Source organism: Mycobacterium sp. NBC_00419, from assembly GCF_036023875.1.
In the GTDB taxonomy this organism is placed as follows: domain Bacteria; phylum Actinomycetota; class Actinomycetes; order Mycobacteriales; family Mycobacteriaceae; genus Mycobacterium.
This window is the reverse complement of record NZ_CP107931.1, coordinates 4,152,119-4,168,765: the sequence shown is the minus strand read 5'-3', so window position 1 is coordinate 4,168,765 and position 16,647 is coordinate 4,152,119. Positions and strand designations below refer to the sequence as shown.

Sequence of the window (16,647 nt, the reverse complement as noted above, 5' to 3'; positions counted from 1 at the left end):
AGGATTACCGGGCGGCTTCGAGAAGTTCCTCGAGCGATTCGGCCAACAGCGCAGGTAGGACGTCGACGTCGCTCATAGCGTCGCGGTCGGCGTTGATGCCGAAGTACAGCATGCCGCAGTAGGACGTCACGCCGATCGCGAGCACCTGGTTGTGCAGCAGCGGTGGGACGGCGTAGGTCTCCAACAGCTTCGTTCCCGCCAGATACATCTGGGACTGCGGACCGGGCACGTTGGTGATCAACAGGTTGAACTGGCGCGCGGAGAACTGGGTGGCCACCCGGGTACCCATCGCGTGCAGCGTCGGCGGCGCGAACCCCGACAGCGTGACGATGGTGCGGGCGTCGACCAGACTGGCCGCCGCCGAGTGCGACTCGGTGGCGTGCGCGATCTGGGACAACCGCACCACCGCATTTCCTTCTCCCACCGGCAGGTCCACCAGGAACGGCGCCACCTCGCTGATCGCCTGCCCGGGACCCGAGCCGTCCAGATCTGCTTCGGGATAGACCGACGTCGGGGCCATGGCACGCACCGTCGCCGTGTTGGTCACCGGCTCGCCGCGCGACATCAGCCAGTTGCGCAGCGCCCCGGCGATGACAGCGAGCACGACGTCGTTGACGTCGCAGTCGTAGCGCGACCGCACCTTGCGGTAGTCGGCCAGCGAGCCGCTGGCCACAGTGAACCGCCGGTTGCGCGAGACCTTGGTGTTCAGCGGGCTGTCGGGTGCGGTCCCGCGCGCCACGGTGCGGGCGACATCGGTCAGCCGGCGCCCCAGATCGGCCAGCTCAGTGCTGCTGGTGGCCACATCGGTGACCGCCGAACGGACCGCCTCGATCTGCTGGCCCGGGCGAGCCAGCCAGTCCCCGACCGCCCCGAGCAGCAGCTGACGGCTGCTGGGCTCGCGCCCAGGAATCCAGATGTCTTCGCCGAATGCCGGCGGCCGCTGCGTGCGGTCGGCGATGACGTGGCCGATCTCCAGGGCGGTCATCCCGTTGACCAACGCCTGATGCGTCTTGGTGTAGACGGCCAGCCGATTCTTGGCCAGGCCCTCGATGAGGTACATCTCCCACAGTGGCCGGGAGCGGTCTAGCGGCCGCGAACCCAGCCGGGCGATCAGTTCGTGCAGCTGGGCGTCGCTGCCCGGTGACGGCAGCGCCGAGCGGCGCACGTGATAGGTGATGTCGAAGTCGGGGTCGTCGACCCATACCGGGCGGGCCAGCCCCAGGGTCACCTCACGGATCTTCTGCCGGTACCGCGGGATCTGGGGCAGCCGGTGCTCGATGGTCTCCAGCAGGGTGTCGTAGCTCAGCCCGGCGCGCGGCTTGCGCAGGATCGACAGCGAGCCGACGTACATGGGCGTCGAAGTGTTCTCCAGGTGGAAGAACGACGCATCCGATGCTGACAACCGAGTCACCATCGTTGCGCTATTCCCCTCGTCGACTAGAACCATTCCCCCGGGTCGCTCCGCTCCTGCCCGCCGAGCAACCATTCCCGTCCCGACACGGTAACCGCCACCGGCGCTCGCCCGCATGACGGGTGCACACGCGACAGCGCCGACTGTGCCATCATGACGCCAACGGTTCGCTCCTCTCCAGCGGCCGGTCACCGATCGACCGATCACCGGAGAGTGCCCATGTCCAGCGTCGTTCCCGTCGTCGACTACGAGCCCCCCACAGCACATGTCGGGGTGGGCCCGGTGCGTCTTGTCCGCAGGCCGACGCCACACCCATCGCCTCGCCCGCTGCCCCCGCAGGACAGCGCACCGATGCGGGCGGCCGGCGGTTTCGCCGACGCCGCGCTGCGCCGAGTGCTGGAGGTGATCGACCGGCGACGTCCGCTGGCCCAGTTGCGTCCGCTGCTCGCCGGTGGCCTGGTCGACTCGCTGCTGCCCGCGGTGGTGCGCCAGCAGCGCCGCTCCCCGGCGCGGCTGCGCCGGTTGCGGGTTCAGCCGGTGGGAGCAGACGGCACCGCGGCCGAAGTGGCAGCGACGTACACCCGCGACGATCGGGTGCACGCGATCGCCTGCCGGGTACAGCAGATGCCGACGCCGGCCGGCCTGCGCTGGCAGGTGGTCGCCCTGCACATCGGCTGACCCGAGCGGTCAGCCGCGGCGCAGCGTCTTCTGGTCCTTGGCCCGCTGACGCGCGGCTTCGCGGCGCTCCTTGCGGGTGCCGCCGGCCGCCGCCGACGCGGCGTGCTTGCCGCCACCGTTGCGCTTGATCTCGGCCGAACCGTCCTCGGCCGGACCCGTGTAGGTCAGCTGGCGCGAGTCCTCGTCGTCAATTCCCTTGGCGCGCAACGCCGGTGCGGCATGTCGCGCTTGGGGCTCGGCCTCCGCGGCGCCCAAGTTGGCCAGCCCCTCGGGTACCGCCACCGGCGCCACCGAAGGTGTCTGCGGCACGGCCTCGACCTGGACGTTGAACAGGAAGCCGACGGACTCCTCCTTGAGGCCCTCGAGCATGGCGACGAACATGTCGTAGCCCTCGCGCTGGTACTCGACCAGCGGGTCGCGCTGCGCCATGGCCCGCAGGCCGATGCCTTCCTTGAGGTAGTCCATCTCGTAGAGGTGCTCACGCCACTTGCGGTCGATGACGTTGAGCAGGACGTTGCGCTCCAGCTGGCGCATCGCGCCTTCACCGGCGAGCGCCTCGATCTCAGCTTCCCGCTTGGTATAGGCGTCTTCGGCGTCCGCGATGAGAGCGTCGAGCAGCTCCTCGCGGGTCAGCTCGCCGGGTTCGCCAACGGCGTCGGAGTCGATCAGGTCGTGGTGGTCGATGCCCACCGGGTAGAGCTGCTTGAGCGCGGCCCACAGCTGCTCGAGGTCCCAGTCCTCGGAGTAGCCCTCGGCGGTGGCCCCGTCGACATAGGCGGTGACGACGTCGATGAGCATGTCGTGGGCCTGCTGCTGCAGGTTCTCGCCCTCCAGGATCCGGCGGCGCTCCTCGTAGATGACCTTGCGCTGCTGGTTCATCACCTCGTCGTACTTGAGCACGTTCTTGCGGATCTCGAAGTTCTGCTGCTCGACTTGGGTCTGGGCGCTCTTGATGGCGCGGGTGACCATCTTGGCCTCGATCGGCACGTCGTCGGGCAGGTTGAGCCGGTTCAACAAGCTCTCCAGCGTTTCGCCGTTGAAGCGCTTCATGAGCTCGTCACCGAGCGACAGGTAGAACCGGGATTCGCCGGGGTCACCCTGGCGGCCGGAGCGGCCGCGCAGCTGGTTGTCGATACGGCGCGACTCGTGGCGTTCGGTGCCCAGCACGTAGAGACCGCCGACGGCGATGACGTCCTCGGCCTCCTCGGCGGCCTCGGCCTTGACCTTGGGCAGCTCTTCGTGCCAGGCGGCTTCGTACTCGTCGGGCGTCTCGACGGGATCCAAGCCACGTTCCCGCAGGCGCAGGTCGACCAGGAAGTCGACGTTGCCGCCGAGCACGATGTCGGTACCGCGGCCGGCCATGTTGGTGGCCACCGTGATCGCCCCACGACGGCCGGCCTCGGCGATGATGGCCGCTTCCTGCTCGTGGTACTTGGCGTTGAGGACGTTGTGCGGAACGCGACGCTTCTGGAACTGGCGCGAGAGGTACTCGGACCGCTCGACGCTGGTGGTGCCGATCAGGACCGGCTGGCCCTTCTCGAAGCGCTCGGTGACATCGTCGACGACCGCGATGTACTTGGCTTCTTCGGTCTTGTAGATCAGGTCGGTCTGATCCTTGCGGACCATCGAGCGGTTGGTTGGGATCTGAACCACGCCGAGCTTGTAGATCTCGTGCAGCTCGGCGGCCTCGGTCTCGGCGGTGCCGGTCATGCCGGAGAGCTTGTCGTAGAGCCGGAAGTAGTTCTGCAGGGTGATCGTGGCCAGCGTCTGGTTCTCGGCCTTGATCTCGACGCGCTCCTTGGCCTCGATGGCCTGGTGCATGCCTTCGTTGTAGCGCCGGCCGATCAGCACGCGGCCGGTGAACTCGTCGACGATGAGGACGTCGCCGTTGCGGACGATGTAGTCCTTGTCGAGCTGGAAGAGTTCCTTGGCCTTCAGCGCGTTGTTGAGGTAGCTCACCAGCGGGGAGTTGGCGGCCTCGTAGAGGTTGTCGATGCCGAGCTGGTCTTCGACGAACTCGACGCCGAGCTCGTGCACGCCGACGGTGCGCTTGCGGATGTCGACCTCGTAATGAGTGTCCTTCTCCATCAGCGGCACGATGCGGGCGAACTCGGTGTACCAGTGCGAGGCGCCGTCGGCCGGACCGGAGATGATCAGCGGGGTGCGGGCTTCGTCGATCAGGATGGAGTCGACCTCGTCGACGACGGCGTAGTTGTGGCCACGCTGCACCAGGTCGTCGAGCGAGTGCGCCATGTTGTCGCGCAGGTAGTCGAAGCCGAACTCGTTGTTGGTGCCGTAGGTGATGTCGGCGGCGTAGGCGACGCGTCGTTCGTCGGGGGTCATCTGGGCCAGGATCACGCCGACCTCGAGTCCCAGGAAGCGGTGCACGCGACCCATCCACTCGCTGTCACGCTTGGCCAGGTAGTCGTTGACCGTGACGACGTGCACGCCATCCCCGCTGATCGCGTTGAGGTAGGCGGGCAGCACACAGGTCAGGGTCTTACCCTCACCGGTCTTCATCTCGGCGACGTTGCCAAAGTGCAGGGCCGCACCACCCATGACCTGAACGTCGAAGTGCCGCTGGGACAGCACCCGCCAGGCCGCCTCGCGGGCTACCGCGAACGCCTCGGGGAGCAGGTCATCGAGGCTTTCGCCGTCGGTGTAGCGCTTCTTGAACTCGTCGGTCTTGGCCCGCAGCTCGGCGTCGGTGAGCTTCTCTACGTCGTCAGACAAGGTGTTGACATAGTCAGCCACCCCCCTGAGGCGCTTGACCATGCGACCTTCACCAAGGCGCAGTAACTTCGACAGCACTTGTTCCCCTGGAACTTATAAGAGGGAGTTTCCCTCGTGGATTGGAGACGTGAGCGCTCTCCATCCTAGGTGAAGCGCTATTGGCCACCCGTCAGCCTGACCCGGCTCGCAGCGCGAGCCGGATCAGGCTGCTGAGCTCAGGACAGCCGGATCAGGCCGTAGTCGTAGGCGTGCCGGCGGTAGACGACCGACGGGCGGTCGCTCTCCTTGTCGTGGAACAAGAAGAAGTCGTGGCCCACCAGCTCCATCTCGTAGAGCGCGTCGTCGACCGTCATCGGCTTGGCCGGGTGGTCCTTGGTGCGCACGATGCGGCCCGGCTCGTGGTCTTCGACCGCGATGTCGTCGACGGCGCTCGCCGTGTCGGACTTGGGGGCGAATGCGGTGGCGGCGTCGATCACGGCGGTCGCCTGATGCAGCGAGACCGGGGTCTTGTCGCCGTAGTGAACCTTGCGCCGGTCCTTGCTGCGCCGCAGCCGGTTCTCGAGCTTGTGGACCGCGGCCTCGAATGCACCGTAGAAGCTCTCGGCGCAGCCCTCGCCGCGGACGACGGGGCCGCGTCCGCGCGCGGTGATCTCGACGTGCTGACAGTTCTTGCGTTGGCGGCGGTTGCGCTCATGCTCGAGCTCGACGTCGAAGCGGTAGATCGTGCGATCGAACCGCTCGAGCCGAGCGAGCTTGCTCGCGACGTACACGCGGTAGTGGTCGGGGACCTCGACGTTGCGACCCGTCACCTGGACTTCGGCGTTGGGCTGGGCTTCGGAGGTCTCGTCGGTATCGGTCAGCTGGTCTGTGTTCACGGATTGGATTGACATGCTTGACAACTCGTTTCTCTTACGGGTTGCACGCACTCGGGCGTGCCCGGCCTGTCATCGATAACTGCGCCGGACAGGAAAGGCACGGATTCTCGCCCGCCGGCGCCAGAGGTCGAGGAACTCACCTCCTACCGTTTCGGCGAAGTGGCGGGCCTGCTACTAGGCCGCCCCCGTGATGTGTTCACGGTGTGTTGGCCCCGACGGTAGTCCGTGTTCACACGGCGAGCCACCTTTTCCAGGTACCAGTTTGGGTGTTCTTTGGACCTTCACAACAAGGACCAAGGACATCGGGTGCTCAGGCGTAGGCGAGGGTCAGCACAGCCGTCACTTGCGCCCCTGCGGTTCGCAGGGTGTGTACCGATTCCCGAGCCGTCGCACCCGTGGTGACGATGTCGTCGATCAGCAGCACCGGACCCTCGACGGGCCGGGTCAGACGCAGCCGTCCGCGCAGATTGTGCTCGCGTGCGGTGCTCGTCAGACCGACCGAATCGCGGACCAGCGCCTTGGTGCGCAGGGCGGCGACGACGGCGATGCCGGGGTGGTGCTCGGTGGCGGCCGTCGCGAGGCGGGTGACGGGATCGCCGCCGCGGCGGCGCGCGGCCGACGCGCGGGTCGGTGCCGGGACGAGGGTGACCGGGGTGTCGGCGATGCCCCACCTGATGAGCTGGTGGATGCCGAGGGCCAAGGCGCGCGACAGCGGGGCGACGAGGTCGCGGCGGCCGTGTTCTTTGAACGCGACGATGGCCTGGCGTCTGGCCCCGGCGTAGTGGCCGAGGGCGAACACCGGCACATCAGGGTCTACGCGCGGAGTGATCAGATGCGGTTCGTCAGCGTGGACCTCCAGGGCCGCGGCGCACCCGTCGCACCACCGGGTCGACGGCGCACCGCAGCCGCCACACTCCAGGGGAAGGACCAGGTCGAGCATCCCTGCAGTGTGGCGCCGGGGTGTGACAGCTCAGAGCCCGGCCGAGCGCCTCTCGACGTCGGCGGCCGCGCCGATCCAGACCGCGTAGGCGGCCGACGTGGCGATCTGGTCGACGACGTCCTCGTTGCCGCCGAGTTCGCGGACCTGGTTGCCGATCGCATAGCGAATGATGTCGACCGATGTCATCAATGGGCTCATGGTTGCCTCCTCGTGCCCCCGTATGACGCCACGGTAGGCCGAGAAAGTTAGGTCGGCTAGGTGATTCGCTGCGGGCTGCGGAGAGGGTGTGACGGGGGTTACTTGGGAGGGGTTCACCCACTCGGATAGCGCTTGAGGTAGACGCAGATGACAGTGCTGAGGCCAGGGTCCGGACCACTCGTGTTCGGCGCCATCTCTTCTCGTTCGTCAGATCGGTGTGCCACGGTTCCAACCCGGCTCCTGAATGAGCAACTCATCATGTTCGCGGCGACGGCAGGACTCCACGAACGCAAGTGCAGAGTCGTGCTCGACCAGGAAGTGCTCGTACTGATCGGGCGTGAGTCGGTAGTACTCCTCGTAGTCGACGACACCGATGGTCACCGGGAACGACGCGTAGTAGCCACCGTCCTTCAGATCGATGCCCAAGGAAAAGCGCTCCTCCCGAGAGAAGTACGTGTCGTCGAACCTCTTGCTTGCCATGTGTGTGCCTCCAGATTGGCGTCGACATCACCCACGCGAGCTTTGGGTTGCTCGCAGAGCTGTTAGTACAAGCGCTCGGTTGTTCAGCCCTAGGTCTCCTGCGGGAAGAGCGGACGGCCGTCGGGTGATTCGTAGCTCCTTCTGATGGTGTCGAGGCCTTGACCGACCAAGTGGGACACGATAACCAACTGCAACAATTAGCTCGCCATTGATCCGCGGCGCGTTGGTCATCGAAGCGAACCCATCCTCTTCAGATCGTCCACCCAAAGTTGCCTCTGGTCTTCATCCAGGTCGACCACTTACATCAGGCCTGTACTGCTGTCACTCTCCACTCTCAGCCCATTTGATCCGCCAGCGTGCGATGAGCACCTCGGCATCACGTGCTGATATCTCCTTGTAGTCGTAGTCGTTGTGCCCCAATTCGTACTTGCGAAGAAACTCGCTAGGCCTCCAGCTGAAGTCGCGTCTCAGCGACTCATCCCTGGGCAGCGGTTGCCCGTGCGTGCGCCGCAGGAGACCCACGGGCCGACCGGCATCATCGAGAAGAGCGAAATACGACACCGGCTCTTCCACTGTCATGACATGCCCCCCTCCGAGGAATCCGCCCACCCGTTCACAGTCGCCTGAACGCGAATCTTCCTGGCGAATTGATCGCAACGTCTGGACGCAGCAGGGCGTCGCTTACCTGTTGCACAACAGCCACTTTCAGAGCTGCAGCATCGGCCGGTAGGCCCGGCGCGTCGCCAGGTTCAGCGAGCAGTACTACACCGCCCGGCACCCCCGGCACCTCCACAGAACCCGCGGGCAAGAGCAATGCGCCCGGCAGCATCGCGATTTCCTGCTCCTCGCGATATCGGGCGAACGGCGCGACGAGCCGACCCGTGATGCTCACAATCGCCGCCAGCCACTCGGCCGTGAAATTCTCGCTGGCTACCCGCGGATCCATTGACGTCGGCAGGATTTCGCTGAGTGTAAAAGCCCGAACCGGCTTCGGCCCTGCCATACCTCGGTAGGTGATCGCAGGCATCGCCGGCAGGCGGGAAATCGTGGTGACAATGTCATCGGTCACTGCGGCCTCCGTTGAGCGTCCTCAATAGCAGCGACAGTTGCACCGGCAGCCCTGCCAACGGATTCTGATCCGTGAGCGTCGCCAATCTGTCCAACGGCGAGTCCACAGTGAGTGTTCCGGGCTGCATCGGCCTGTCTCCGACTTCCTGTGGTGCGGGCGGGTCAGGCCTTCCCTCTTGGGTTCCCAGTCCCGTCGAGCAGCTGATTCTCCAAATCCCCATATGTGATGGGCATGACGTTCATGTAGGGCCTAACGCCTGGAAATCCGATCGACTGCACATCGGGGACAGCTCCCAAAACGAACTTCTCCAAGTGCTTACGCACCAGATCCTCCTTGCCAGGCGGAAGAAGGTCGATCATGCGTTGGCATTCCGCTTCCGCCGGGGCGGTCTTACTGATCCGTTCGTCAAGTCCGAGGTCCTGCCAGATAAGGAACAGCGTCTGGAGACCGTCGTCGACCCTGAGACTGTCACCCACATTAGCGATGATGAATTTCGCGGCATCCTCCAATCGCGTGAATATCGCCTGCACACTTTCGGCGCGCTTGGATGACCTCTCCGGCTTGCGCGTAAAGACGACTTCATACCCGCCACCGTGCGCCCAATCGATTGCGTAACCGGACCACTCGCCGCGGCTCCGCCAATTGGCCCGCCCCTGCTCGATACCCTCACGGTACTTAGTCCGAAAATACAGCCGCGAGCCGTCTTGCTCGGCCGGGTCGTACGGCTGAAGTCCCGCGTTCCGCTGCGCGTCCCGGAGGCGATCGAACGCCCGGACCGCCTCTGCGACAAACCGATTCATCTCATTGCCTGGGGACGAAGCCATTCGATCTCCTAACCTCACGCGCCCGGTGGCGGAATCCGGCGGATGTAACCGCCCTTGAGCAGTTGGTCAATCAATACGTGGTTATTGAACTCATCGGCCACCACGCACTGAGTGCTTCCCTCAGCTCGATGATCGTCGCCGTTCCACCGTCGTCCTGGTGGTCACTTCGATCTGCATGTCGCCGCTGTTGGCGAATCCGATGGGTCAGCGTGCCTACAACGGCTCACCGCGGTTGTCACTCGGCTGGTAGATCAACAGGTCGTCATGGCGGCGGGCACGGCACTCGTCGGCGAACCTGACGGCGGCCTGCCAATCATCGAGGAATCTCTCGTGCTGTTCCGCCGACAAGGCGTAGTGCTCGTTGTACTCGACGATCCGGTTACTCACGGGGATGGAAAGAAAGTGCCCGCTCGTCTTCAGATCGACACCTAGAGAGTAGCGCCCCTCCGCGGAGGCAAGAGTTTCTTGGAATCGTTTATTTGCCATCGTGGTAACTGACCTTGGGACTTTAATCGGAAAAACCGGACTGCCAGAGGCGTCCAAAAACGCACCCCTAAGCTCTGCCACCGAAAACTGGAGATAGTACGACATCATGACCAACAATGCCGCACCAAGGATACTGTCCCTGGTTTCTACTATTGCTTGTCCACGAGGATCAACGAGTCGCAGAAATCCTCGATTGCACCTGCTTAGCGAATAATCCTTGGCAATATCGGCGGGTTCCATCGGGAAATCAAGGCGGAACTGACGTCGCACCGTTCGGTTATCAGCGCCAAAAGTCACCCAAAGATACCTCTCTACGGTTCCGATGTCGTTCGCCGAGAAGACAATACGCTCCGGATCGGCTCGCGAGGCTCGTGTCACGTCAAGCCAGCCAGGACGGTCAGCGCTGTAGCGCACGTAATATCGGTACTCGCCCCCGCCGTTGGAAAAGACAGCAGCGGATGTCGATTCAAATTCCGAGGACGACATTCCTGCCCCACTAGACCAAGCGACCAGCTCATCATCGAACTTAGGAATCTCCATGCGATCGTCCCTCAGCCCATTTGATCCGCCAGCGTGCGATGAGCACCTCGGCATCACGTGCTGATATCTCCTTGTAGTCGTAGTCGTTGTGCCCCAATTCGTACTTGCGAAGAAACTCGCTAGGCCTCCAGCTGAAGTCGCGCCTCAACGACTCATCTCTGGACAGCGGTTGCCCATGCGTGCGCCGCAGGAGACCCACGGACCGACCGGCATCATCGAGAAGAGCGAAATACGACACCAGCTCTTCCACCGTCATGACTTGCCCCCTTCCGAGGAATCCGCCCGCCCGTTCACAGTCGCCTGAACGCGAATCTTCCTGGCGAATTGATCGCAACGTCTGGACGCAGCAGGGCGTCGCTTACCTGTTGCACAACAGCCGCTTTCAGAGCTGCAGCATCGGCCGGTAGGCCCGGCGCGTCGCCAGGTTCAGCGAGCAGTACTACACCGCCCGGCACCCCCGGCACCTCCACAGAACGCGCGGGCAAGAGCAATGCCCCCGGCTGCATCGCGATTTCCTGCTCCTCGCGATATCGGGCGAACGGCGCGACGAGCCGACCCGTGATGCTCACGATCGCCGCCGGCCACTCGGCCGTGAAATTCTCGCTGGCTACCCGCGGATCCATTGACGTCGGCAGGATTTCGCTGAGTGTAAAAGCCCGAACCGGCTTCGGCCCTGCCATACCTCGGTAGGTGATCGCAGGCATCGCCGGCAGGCGGGAAATCGTGGTGACAATGTCATCGGTCACTGCGGCCTCCGTTGAGCGTCCTCAATAGCAGCGACAGTTGCACCGGCAGCCCTGCCAACGAAATCCAATCCGCGAGCTTCCCCATGAATGTCCCACTGCCAGCTCCCAACGTAGACGACGTCGGTCCGATCAAGACCGGGAAATCCAACTTGGACCTGATCATTTTCGGTGATACTCGGCACTCGCCCAGGAAGGTCTTTCAGGAGGAAGACGATCACTTCTGGGGAATTCCCGACATAGTTGACAGGGCCGCCGAGGATCTGGATCAGATAGTCCTCCGGCGGTGCGTCACCACGAACAGTCTTGTCGGCCGCGACTCTCACACTCATCCCTGGGAGGCTAACCAAGACGCCATCACTGACACCCTCTACGGGGTAACGCAGCGCGATAAGCCCAACCGCGAGCGTCGCCAGCCTGTCCGATGGCCAAGTCCACAGTGAGTGTTTCGGGCTGCATCCGCCTGTCTCCACTTCCTGTGATAGGGACGGGTCAGGCCTTCCCCCTTGGTGAGGTGGCCAAGCATCCATTCCCTGACAGCGTCGGCCGATTCGAGTTGATATCCAACGGTCATTTCAGTTGCCTCATAACGATTCTCACGATTCCGTCCGCCCCGAGTTCGCGCGATTCTATTGCAAAACTAGATCCCCGCGGAAAGAGAATTCCCGATTCATCGACATATGCGACGAGCTCATTATCGAACTTAGGATTCTTCATGCGATCGTCCCCCACCAATCGTACTTATCGATAGCCTCATATTTACGCCCCTAGCAGACATAGTCGACAGAGGTCTCGACGCCTCCTGGCGCCAGCAAAGCCTCAGTCGGAACATGTGGGCACGATGGTCGGAAATCTGCCAACCCTTCGCTGGTCCCTTGTTCAAATCTGCGATAGGACCGATTCGGGCATCCCATCCAAGAGCAGGTCGTCCAGCTCGTTATATGTCAACGTCAACAGTTTGCTTTCCGGTTGGTCGCCACCGACTTGCAGAACGATGTACGTAGACGGATCGTCTTTCAGCTCGAACTTTGAGACATATCGGTCTAGAGACACCTGACGCACGCGGTGATCAAGGCCAGCGTCTTCCCATCCCCACTCGATCGGATCGAGTCGGAGTCTTATCCTCAGCGACTCACCAGTTTTGAGCACGATGTATTTTCCCGCGTCATCAACGGAGGAAAAATAGCCGGATAGCGACTCAATGGGTTCGTTTCGCCGCTCGCTTGTCACTGCGGAAACAGAGCACCCACTGCCTTCGGGCTCGATTATGTATCCAGTCCAGCCTGGTTGCGGGTAGCCCGCACGAAGGTGAAGCCGGGTGCCGTCCCACACCGCTTCGTCTCTGGGCAGCTCACCTAAGAGCGAATATATGCGGCGCCACTTGTCATACTGGGCTACCAATTGGTTCAACGAAGTAGGGGCCACGTCAGCGGAATCCATATCCACTCCTTAAGCACACTAGGTTGCATTCTTCGATCACTGAAGCCTCACCACCCTCTTCAAGATCAGCATCTCGACCGGTATCGGCGTTCCGTCGAATTTGTTGACAACCACCCATTGGGGCGCACCACCAGGCTGACCGAACGCTCCCTTTACTGGCCCGTGTCGCACCTCCCAAGGCATGTCGTCCGGCACTGATCGCCCAGTTCCAACGATTCTGTGGTACTCGGTCGCGACTCCGGGGGGCATCCCGCGGGACGACAACGGAGAGTCGCTTTCCGCGGTCCAGCTCAAGGCCCGCGGGGACGGGCCAGTCAGTTAGACACGAGATCGCGCGCAGAACTCTTGCGGGATCAGTTTTGGGCGGCGACATACTCGCGAAGATCGCTCCCTACGCCCGAACGATCCTGTCCCGCGAGATGCCCGTGGCTTCAATGAAGTGTTCAACGACCAAGTCCGGGTCATCAGATCCTTGACTCAGGAGCGCGACCTTGTCGCCCGGAGCATGGGAACCCACTAGTGCGAGAGTCTCACCGGTCCGCAAGGTAAGCACGAGCGCATACTTTCCATCCTGGCCCTCGCCTGCCGGACGAAACGGCCGGCGCAAAAGGGGGGTGAGCTCGAGCAGCGGAACGTCCAGTTCCGCGATCTTCGTAGACTGACGCAGAGACGCCCAAAGCGCAGGATCGTCGGCCGGCCGAAACCGCGGTTCGGGCCACGGACGCAACGCATCTAACCGAGACGCGAGAGAAGTCAAGAATTTAGAAAGCTCTTGTTGGCTGAACTGAGGCAGTTGGTCGGAGTTGTCCAGTCGCTCACCAGACGCCAAGGCATCTTGAATCGCTTCGACATAAACCGCTGGCCCACGGCCGAGTGACTGATAACGGATCGCGCTGTCGGCATTCCACTCAACAACATCGTCAGTCAGCTCACGGGTGTATGTCAGTCCAAAGAGGATCTGATTGATAGCTGTCCGCCAGTCCGCCACTATGTCCCCTCCGGTGCCCAGAATTCGACTCTTGCAGGATCAATCACGACCCCTTGACCTGCCAGCTGCTCAAGAACCTGCAGTGTGCGAGAACGACCTGGCATGTAGTGACCACTACGATCCGTCAACATTTCAATACGGCCGTCTCTGACAATCAACTCCCCCGCTGAAGCCACCTCGCCACCTGCAAGGAGGCTCGAATGGTGGAATATTTGATATTCCTGGTATGTCGACGCGTACAAATTGCCGTGCCTGTCCATCACGAAGATCGCCCGTCCTTCGTTCCCAGGCCCGAAGGCCGACACCCCGTCACTTGTGTCGAACAGCAGACCCCGCGAGTCGTAGACCAGCCCGTCATGGATCGTAATCCGATAGAGCTCTCGGCCAGCGTCGTCGAGGTAAGTCACGCCAGGCCAGCCCATGGGACCACCGGGCCATTGCTCGCCAACGTACCGGGGCTCGATTCCTACCGTCTCAAAAGGAGAGACGCGGACAAGTAACGGAGGGATCCCATCTGGCGGGGTTTGTTCGCGCCCGCCAGATGGAGTGTCTTGGCCATCGCGTCCTGGCTCCACGGCATGGTCATCCCGGCTATTGGGAGAGTGTTCGGGATGATGAGCGCGGCCGGAGATTGGGCCGTCGCCATGACGGCCCACATCGTGCGACGCTGGCGCTTCACGGACCGGGCTTTCGGACGGGGCGTGAGGCAGATGATTGCCGCCGCCGAGCGGAAGCGATTCTTGCAAAGCCGCTCTCGATGAGGGTGCCCCCACGTGAGGAATCTCGGGCACTGCCGGCATAGACGTCGTGGAAGTGCGGGGAGAAGCAGCCGCCTCTGGTGACGTGACGCCCTCGGAAACTGCAGTTGCAGAGGGAACTTCCCCCTTCGAAGCCGGGGCGCTCTCGGCGGACTGCGTGATCGGAGGACTCGCCGAATCACCCGATGGGGCCGACGTCGGCCTCCCACCCGTCGGCGCAGGGCCAGGATCGCGGGGAGCCGGCGATCCACCAGGTTCGGGCGCCCTCGGCAATGGGCCGGGGCTGCCCGCGGACGGCTTACCGCCGTCGAGAGTCGTCTTGTTCAGCTCGTCGAGTTTCGCGGTGACACCGTCGACGCTTCGCTCCACACCACGCAAACCACCTGCCGCCGTGGCAATCTCAGCTGCTTCCCCCGCAGCCCGTTCACCGGCTGTCACTTCACCACGGGCAGCGGCTCCCTCAGCTGCCCGCACACCCGCGCCCGCTTTGGTCGCCGCTCCGCCGGGGACTACCGCCGTTGCGACGTCGAAGCCCAGCCCGCCGACACCCAGGAAGGGACGGTTGCTGGTGACGATGTCGTCGAAATGCGTGATGTCCTTGACGATGTCGATGGAGCCTTGCGGATCCGTCGCGAATGCCATGGGAGCCGTCATCGGGTTGAGGGTCTGCGCCATCTTGCCCAGACCTTCGATCGCCGCCCAGGTGCCCTTCGGGTCACCGATGGGGTCGAAGCCGGTAACCAGACCACCGACGGTATTGATCGCCCGAAGTCCGAAACCGGTGGCGGTGTCGGTGAACGCGTCGTTGATGTTGGCCACGATTCGGCCGGCGCCCTCGCCAAGGTAGTTGACCAGCTCCGCCCGCATGACGATTTCCATCGCGCGCGTGTAGTTCGTAATCCCGTTGACTAATTGCGCCAACAGATCCTTGCGCGCGGCGGATTGCCGCTTGTGGTTAGCGATGACCGCTTTGATGTCGTTAGCGACCTCTTGGATCTTCTCCTCGGCGTCATCGGTGAGCAGCTCGAAAATGGTGCCCAAGACGCCCTGGTCGATGACGGATCCGACCACTGACGCGAGCTTGTTCAGCAGGTCGCGAATCGCGTGTTGCGTGGCTTCGACATCGGTGGCGAAGCCGCTCAGTTGGTTCGCGAGCTGTTGGGCTTCGCCGGCCAGCGAGGACATCGCCGAGTCGACATCGCGGACCGCGGCTTGCATCGGCTCTTTGTCCGGCATCTGCTGGGCGCCGATCGTCGCGTAGGCACCGGCGTTCTGCCCGGTCACCGCATACAGCGGTGCGGCGAAGGCATTCCACGCAGCGGCTGCGGCTTGCAGCTGCGCGGGCTCACCGTTGGGCCACCAGTCTCCGACCAGGGCTTCGACGAGATACCACAACACCGGCGGAGTTTGGCCGGGCCCGTTGACATCTGGGGCGCCGCCCGGCGTCGCGTATACCGGAGGAGCCACCGGCGGCGGCAAGGGCGAACCCGCGCCGCTGATATCGGCAGCGGCGTCGGCGCGAGAATAGTTGGCCGCAGAGCCTTGGATCAGATATCCGATGTGACGCAACGCGTTTACGCCATTGGCGACGGCCGAGACCAATGTCTTGGCCGAGTCCTGGTAGGCCAACCCGAACGCAGCTCCTGCCGCATCCTGACCGGTATCGGCGTTGTACGCCGCGGTCAACGAACTCACCGCCGCCTCAAGAGCAGCACTCAGTCCCGCGATCGACGAGCCTGCACCGGACAGAGCCGCAGGGTCCACCCGCAACGGCTCACCCACGAGGAATCCCGACGGGGATCACGGTCGTCAGCCCCAGATTCTCAGATTCGCCTCGACCGCGCCGCTGTAGGAGGTGTGGGCGTGCGCACCAGCCGACCGCAGCTGCGCCAGCGCGTGACGCATCATGTCGGCTCCCTCCTTCCACTGCTTGTGGACTTCGGCGTGGGATTCGCTGGCGACACCGTCCCACTGCGAATGCAGGTTCGCCACCACGACGTCGCACTCCTCCAACATGGAGTCGACCACGGTCTGATATTCGGCCATGCGCTCGACGAGGTCGGCGAGCCGGTCCAGATCGACGGCGAATGCGTCAGCCACGATGGACGGCTCCCAACTGCGTCGCCGAAGCCTGCTCCTGAGCGTCGAAAGTCTGCCCGGCCTGACCAAGCCGCTCAGCAATAGTCGCCAAAGCGTGTTGTACCTTGAGCGATCCGTCATGCCACTGCTTCCAGGCAGCCCGATACGAAGTGCCCGCCGACCCTTCCCAGCTGCCGAGCACCTGCTGGGCGTCGGTGTCGAGGCTGCGCAGACCCACCTGCAGATGCTCCGCCCCGGCGGTCAGTGCCTCGCACACACCGCGCAGAGCCGCGGGGTCAACCTTCAAGACGCCACTATCCCCACTCACGAAGCAAACGCTACTGGCTATCCGCCGTTACCACAATTCACCCACTTGATCAGCAGGAAACATGAATGTGGCTAAGT

At 63.5% G+C, this 16,647-nt stretch carries 19 protein-coding genes; 1 reads left to right on the top strand and 18 read right to left on the bottom strand.

The features are described 5' to 3' along the window. Positions 1–4: 4 nt before the first annotated feature. A complete protein-coding gene (locus tag OG976_RS19920; RefSeq protein ID WP_328352528.1) occupies positions 5–1,414 on the bottom strand; it encodes a WS/DGAT/MGAT family O-acyltransferase in 1,410 nt (469 codons plus the stop codon). A 216-nt stretch (positions 1,415–1,630) separates the two neighbouring features. On the opposite strand from OG976_RS19920, the gene OG976_RS19915 reads away from it, so the two are divergent. Next, positions 1,631–2,089, top strand: a complete 459-nt coding sequence (locus OG976_RS19915; RefSeq protein ID WP_328352525.1) for an Rv3235 family protein — start codon at positions 1,631–1,633, stop codon at positions 2,087–2,089. Between the two features lie 9 nt (positions 2,090–2,098). Here OG976_RS19915 and secA read toward each other — a convergent pair whose 3' ends face one another. The 17 genes from secA to OG976_RS19830 form a co-directional block, all read right to left on the bottom strand. Continuing rightward, complete coding sequence (gene secA / locus OG976_RS19910) at positions 2,099–4,900, bottom strand: preprotein translocase subunit SecA (protein WP_328352522.1); 2,802 nt, start codon at positions 4,898–4,900, stop codon at positions 2,099–2,101. A gap of 137 nt (positions 4,901–5,037) precedes the next feature. Continuing rightward, on the bottom strand, positions 5,038–5,712 hold the full coding sequence (hpf, locus tag OG976_RS19905) for a ribosome hibernation-promoting factor, HPF/YfiA family (RefSeq protein WP_328352519.1): 675 nt from the start codon (positions 5,710–5,712) through the stop codon (positions 5,038–5,040). 295 nt (positions 5,713–6,007) lie between these two features. Further along, positions 6,008–6,637: a ComF family protein gene (locus OG976_RS19900; protein ID WP_328352516.1), complete on the bottom strand. Its 630-nt coding sequence runs from the start codon at positions 6,635–6,637 to the stop codon at positions 6,008–6,010. Positions 6,638–6,667: 30 nt separating this feature from the next. After that, positions 6,668–6,835: a hypothetical protein gene (locus OG976_RS19895; protein ID WP_328352513.1), complete on the bottom strand. Its 168-nt coding sequence runs from the start codon at positions 6,833–6,835 to the stop codon at positions 6,668–6,670. Between the two features lie 207 nt (positions 6,836–7,042). Then, positions 7,043–7,315, bottom strand: a complete 273-nt coding sequence (locus OG976_RS19890; protein WP_328352510.1) for a hypothetical protein — start codon at positions 7,313–7,315, stop codon at positions 7,043–7,045. Between the two features lie 321 nt (positions 7,316–7,636). Next, entirely contained in the window at positions 7,637–7,894 is a 258-nt protein-coding gene (locus tag OG976_RS19885) for a hypothetical protein (RefSeq protein ID WP_328352507.1), read from the bottom strand. A gap of 34 nt (positions 7,895–7,928) precedes the next feature. Beyond that, complete coding sequence (locus OG976_RS19880) at positions 7,929–8,384, bottom strand: hypothetical protein (protein WP_328352504.1); 456 nt, start codon at positions 8,382–8,384, stop codon at positions 7,929–7,931. 161 nt (positions 8,385–8,545) lie between these two features. Further along, positions 8,546–9,208, bottom strand: coding sequence for a hypothetical protein (locus OG976_RS19875; protein WP_328352500.1), 663 nt, complete (start codon positions 9,206–9,208; stop codon positions 8,546–8,548). A 213-nt stretch (positions 9,209–9,421) separates the two neighbouring features. Then, on the bottom strand, positions 9,422–10,234 hold the full coding sequence (locus OG976_RS19870) for an Imm61 family immunity protein (protein WP_328352497.1): 813 nt from the start codon (positions 10,232–10,234) through the stop codon (positions 9,422–9,424). After that, positions 10,221–10,490 carry a hypothetical protein gene (locus OG976_RS19865; RefSeq protein ID WP_328352494.1) on the bottom strand — a complete coding sequence of 90 codons (270 nt, stop codon included), beginning with the start codon at positions 10,488–10,490 and terminating at the stop codon, positions 10,221–10,223. The genes OG976_RS19870 and OG976_RS19865 overlap by 14 nt, the downstream gene beginning before the upstream one ends. 34 nt (positions 10,491–10,524) lie before the next feature. Beyond that, positions 10,525–10,980 (bottom strand): hypothetical protein, encoded by a 456-nt coding sequence (locus OG976_RS19860; RefSeq protein WP_328352491.1) that lies wholly within the window; start codon positions 10,978–10,980, stop codon positions 10,525–10,527. Next, a complete protein-coding gene (locus OG976_RS19855) occupies positions 10,977–11,309 on the bottom strand; it encodes a hypothetical protein (RefSeq protein ID WP_328352487.1) in 333 nt (110 codons plus the stop codon). Before OG976_RS19855 ends, OG976_RS19860 begins: the two co-directional genes overlap by 4 nt. Before the next feature lie 547 nt (positions 11,310–11,856). After that, positions 11,857–12,417, bottom strand: coding sequence for a hypothetical protein (locus OG976_RS19850; RefSeq protein WP_328352484.1), 561 nt, complete (start codon positions 12,415–12,417; stop codon positions 11,857–11,859). A 391-nt stretch (positions 12,418–12,808) separates the two neighbouring features. Then, positions 12,809–13,405 (bottom strand): hypothetical protein, encoded by a 597-nt coding sequence (locus tag OG976_RS19845; protein ID WP_328352482.1) that lies wholly within the window; start codon positions 13,403–13,405, stop codon positions 12,809–12,811. Beyond that, positions 13,405–15,945, bottom strand: a complete 2,541-nt coding sequence (locus tag OG976_RS19840) for a WXG100-like domain-containing protein (RefSeq protein WP_328352479.1) — start codon at positions 15,943–15,945, stop codon at positions 13,405–13,407. The genes OG976_RS19845 and OG976_RS19840 overlap by 1 nt, the downstream gene beginning before the upstream one ends. A 27-nt stretch (positions 15,946–15,972) precedes the next feature. After that, positions 15,973–16,263: a WXG100 family type VII secretion target gene (locus OG976_RS19835; RefSeq protein ID WP_328352476.1), complete on the bottom strand. Its 291-nt coding sequence runs from the start codon at positions 16,261–16,263 to the stop codon at positions 15,973–15,975. Then, positions 16,256–16,570 carry a WXG100 family type VII secretion target gene (locus OG976_RS19830; RefSeq protein WP_328352473.1) on the bottom strand — a complete coding sequence of 105 codons (315 nt, stop codon included), beginning with the start codon at positions 16,568–16,570 and terminating at the stop codon, positions 16,256–16,258. Before OG976_RS19830 ends, OG976_RS19835 begins: the two co-directional genes overlap by 8 nt. Positions 16,571–16,647 lie beyond the last annotated feature (77 nt).

Excerpts from the sequence above, each read along its gene's own strand:
- OG976_RS19855 (WP_328352487.1), bottom strand. The coding sequence starts at position 11,309 with ATGAGTGTGAGAGTCGCGGCCGACAAGACTGTTCGTGGTGACGCACCG.
- OG976_RS19870 (WP_328352497.1), bottom strand. The coding sequence starts at position 10,234 with ATGGAGATTCCTAAGTTCGATGATGAGCTGGTCGCTTGGTCTAGTGGG.
- OG976_RS19920 (WP_328352528.1), bottom strand. The coding sequence starts at position 1,414 with ATGGTGACTCGGTTGTCAGCATCGGATGCGTCGTTCTTCCACCTGGAG.
- OG976_RS19900 (WP_328352516.1), bottom strand. The coding sequence starts at position 6,637 with ATGCTCGACCTGGTCCTTCCCCTGGAGTGTGGCGGCTGCGGTGCGCCG.
- OG976_RS19875 (WP_328352500.1), bottom strand. The coding sequence starts at position 9,208 with ATGGCTTCGTCCCCAGGCAATGAGATGAATCGGTTTGTCGCAGAGGCG.
- OG976_RS19865 (WP_328352494.1), bottom strand. The coding sequence starts at position 10,490 with ATGACGGTGGAAGAGCTGGTGTCGTATTTCGCTCTTCTCGATGATGCC.
- OG976_RS19895 (WP_328352513.1), bottom strand. The coding sequence starts at position 6,835 with ATGAGCCCATTGATGACATCGGTCGACATCATTCGCTATGCGATCGGC.
- hpf (WP_328352519.1), bottom strand. The coding sequence starts at position 5,712 with ATGTCAATCCAATCCGTGAACACAGACCAGCTGACCGATACCGACGAG.
- OG976_RS19885 (WP_328352507.1), bottom strand. The coding sequence starts at position 7,894 with ATGACAGTGGAAGAGCCGGTGTCGTATTTCGCTCTTCTCGATGATGCC.
- OG976_RS19850 (WP_328352484.1), bottom strand. The coding sequence starts at position 12,417 with ATGGATTCCGCTGACGTGGCCCCTACTTCGTTGAACCAATTGGTAGCC.
- OG976_RS19890 (WP_328352510.1), bottom strand. The coding sequence starts at position 7,315 with ATGGCAAGCAAGAGGTTCGACGACACGTACTTCTCTCGGGAGGAGCGC.
- OG976_RS19915 (WP_328352525.1), top strand. The coding sequence starts at position 1,631 with ATGTCCAGCGTCGTTCCCGTCGTCGACTACGAGCCCCCCACAGCACAT.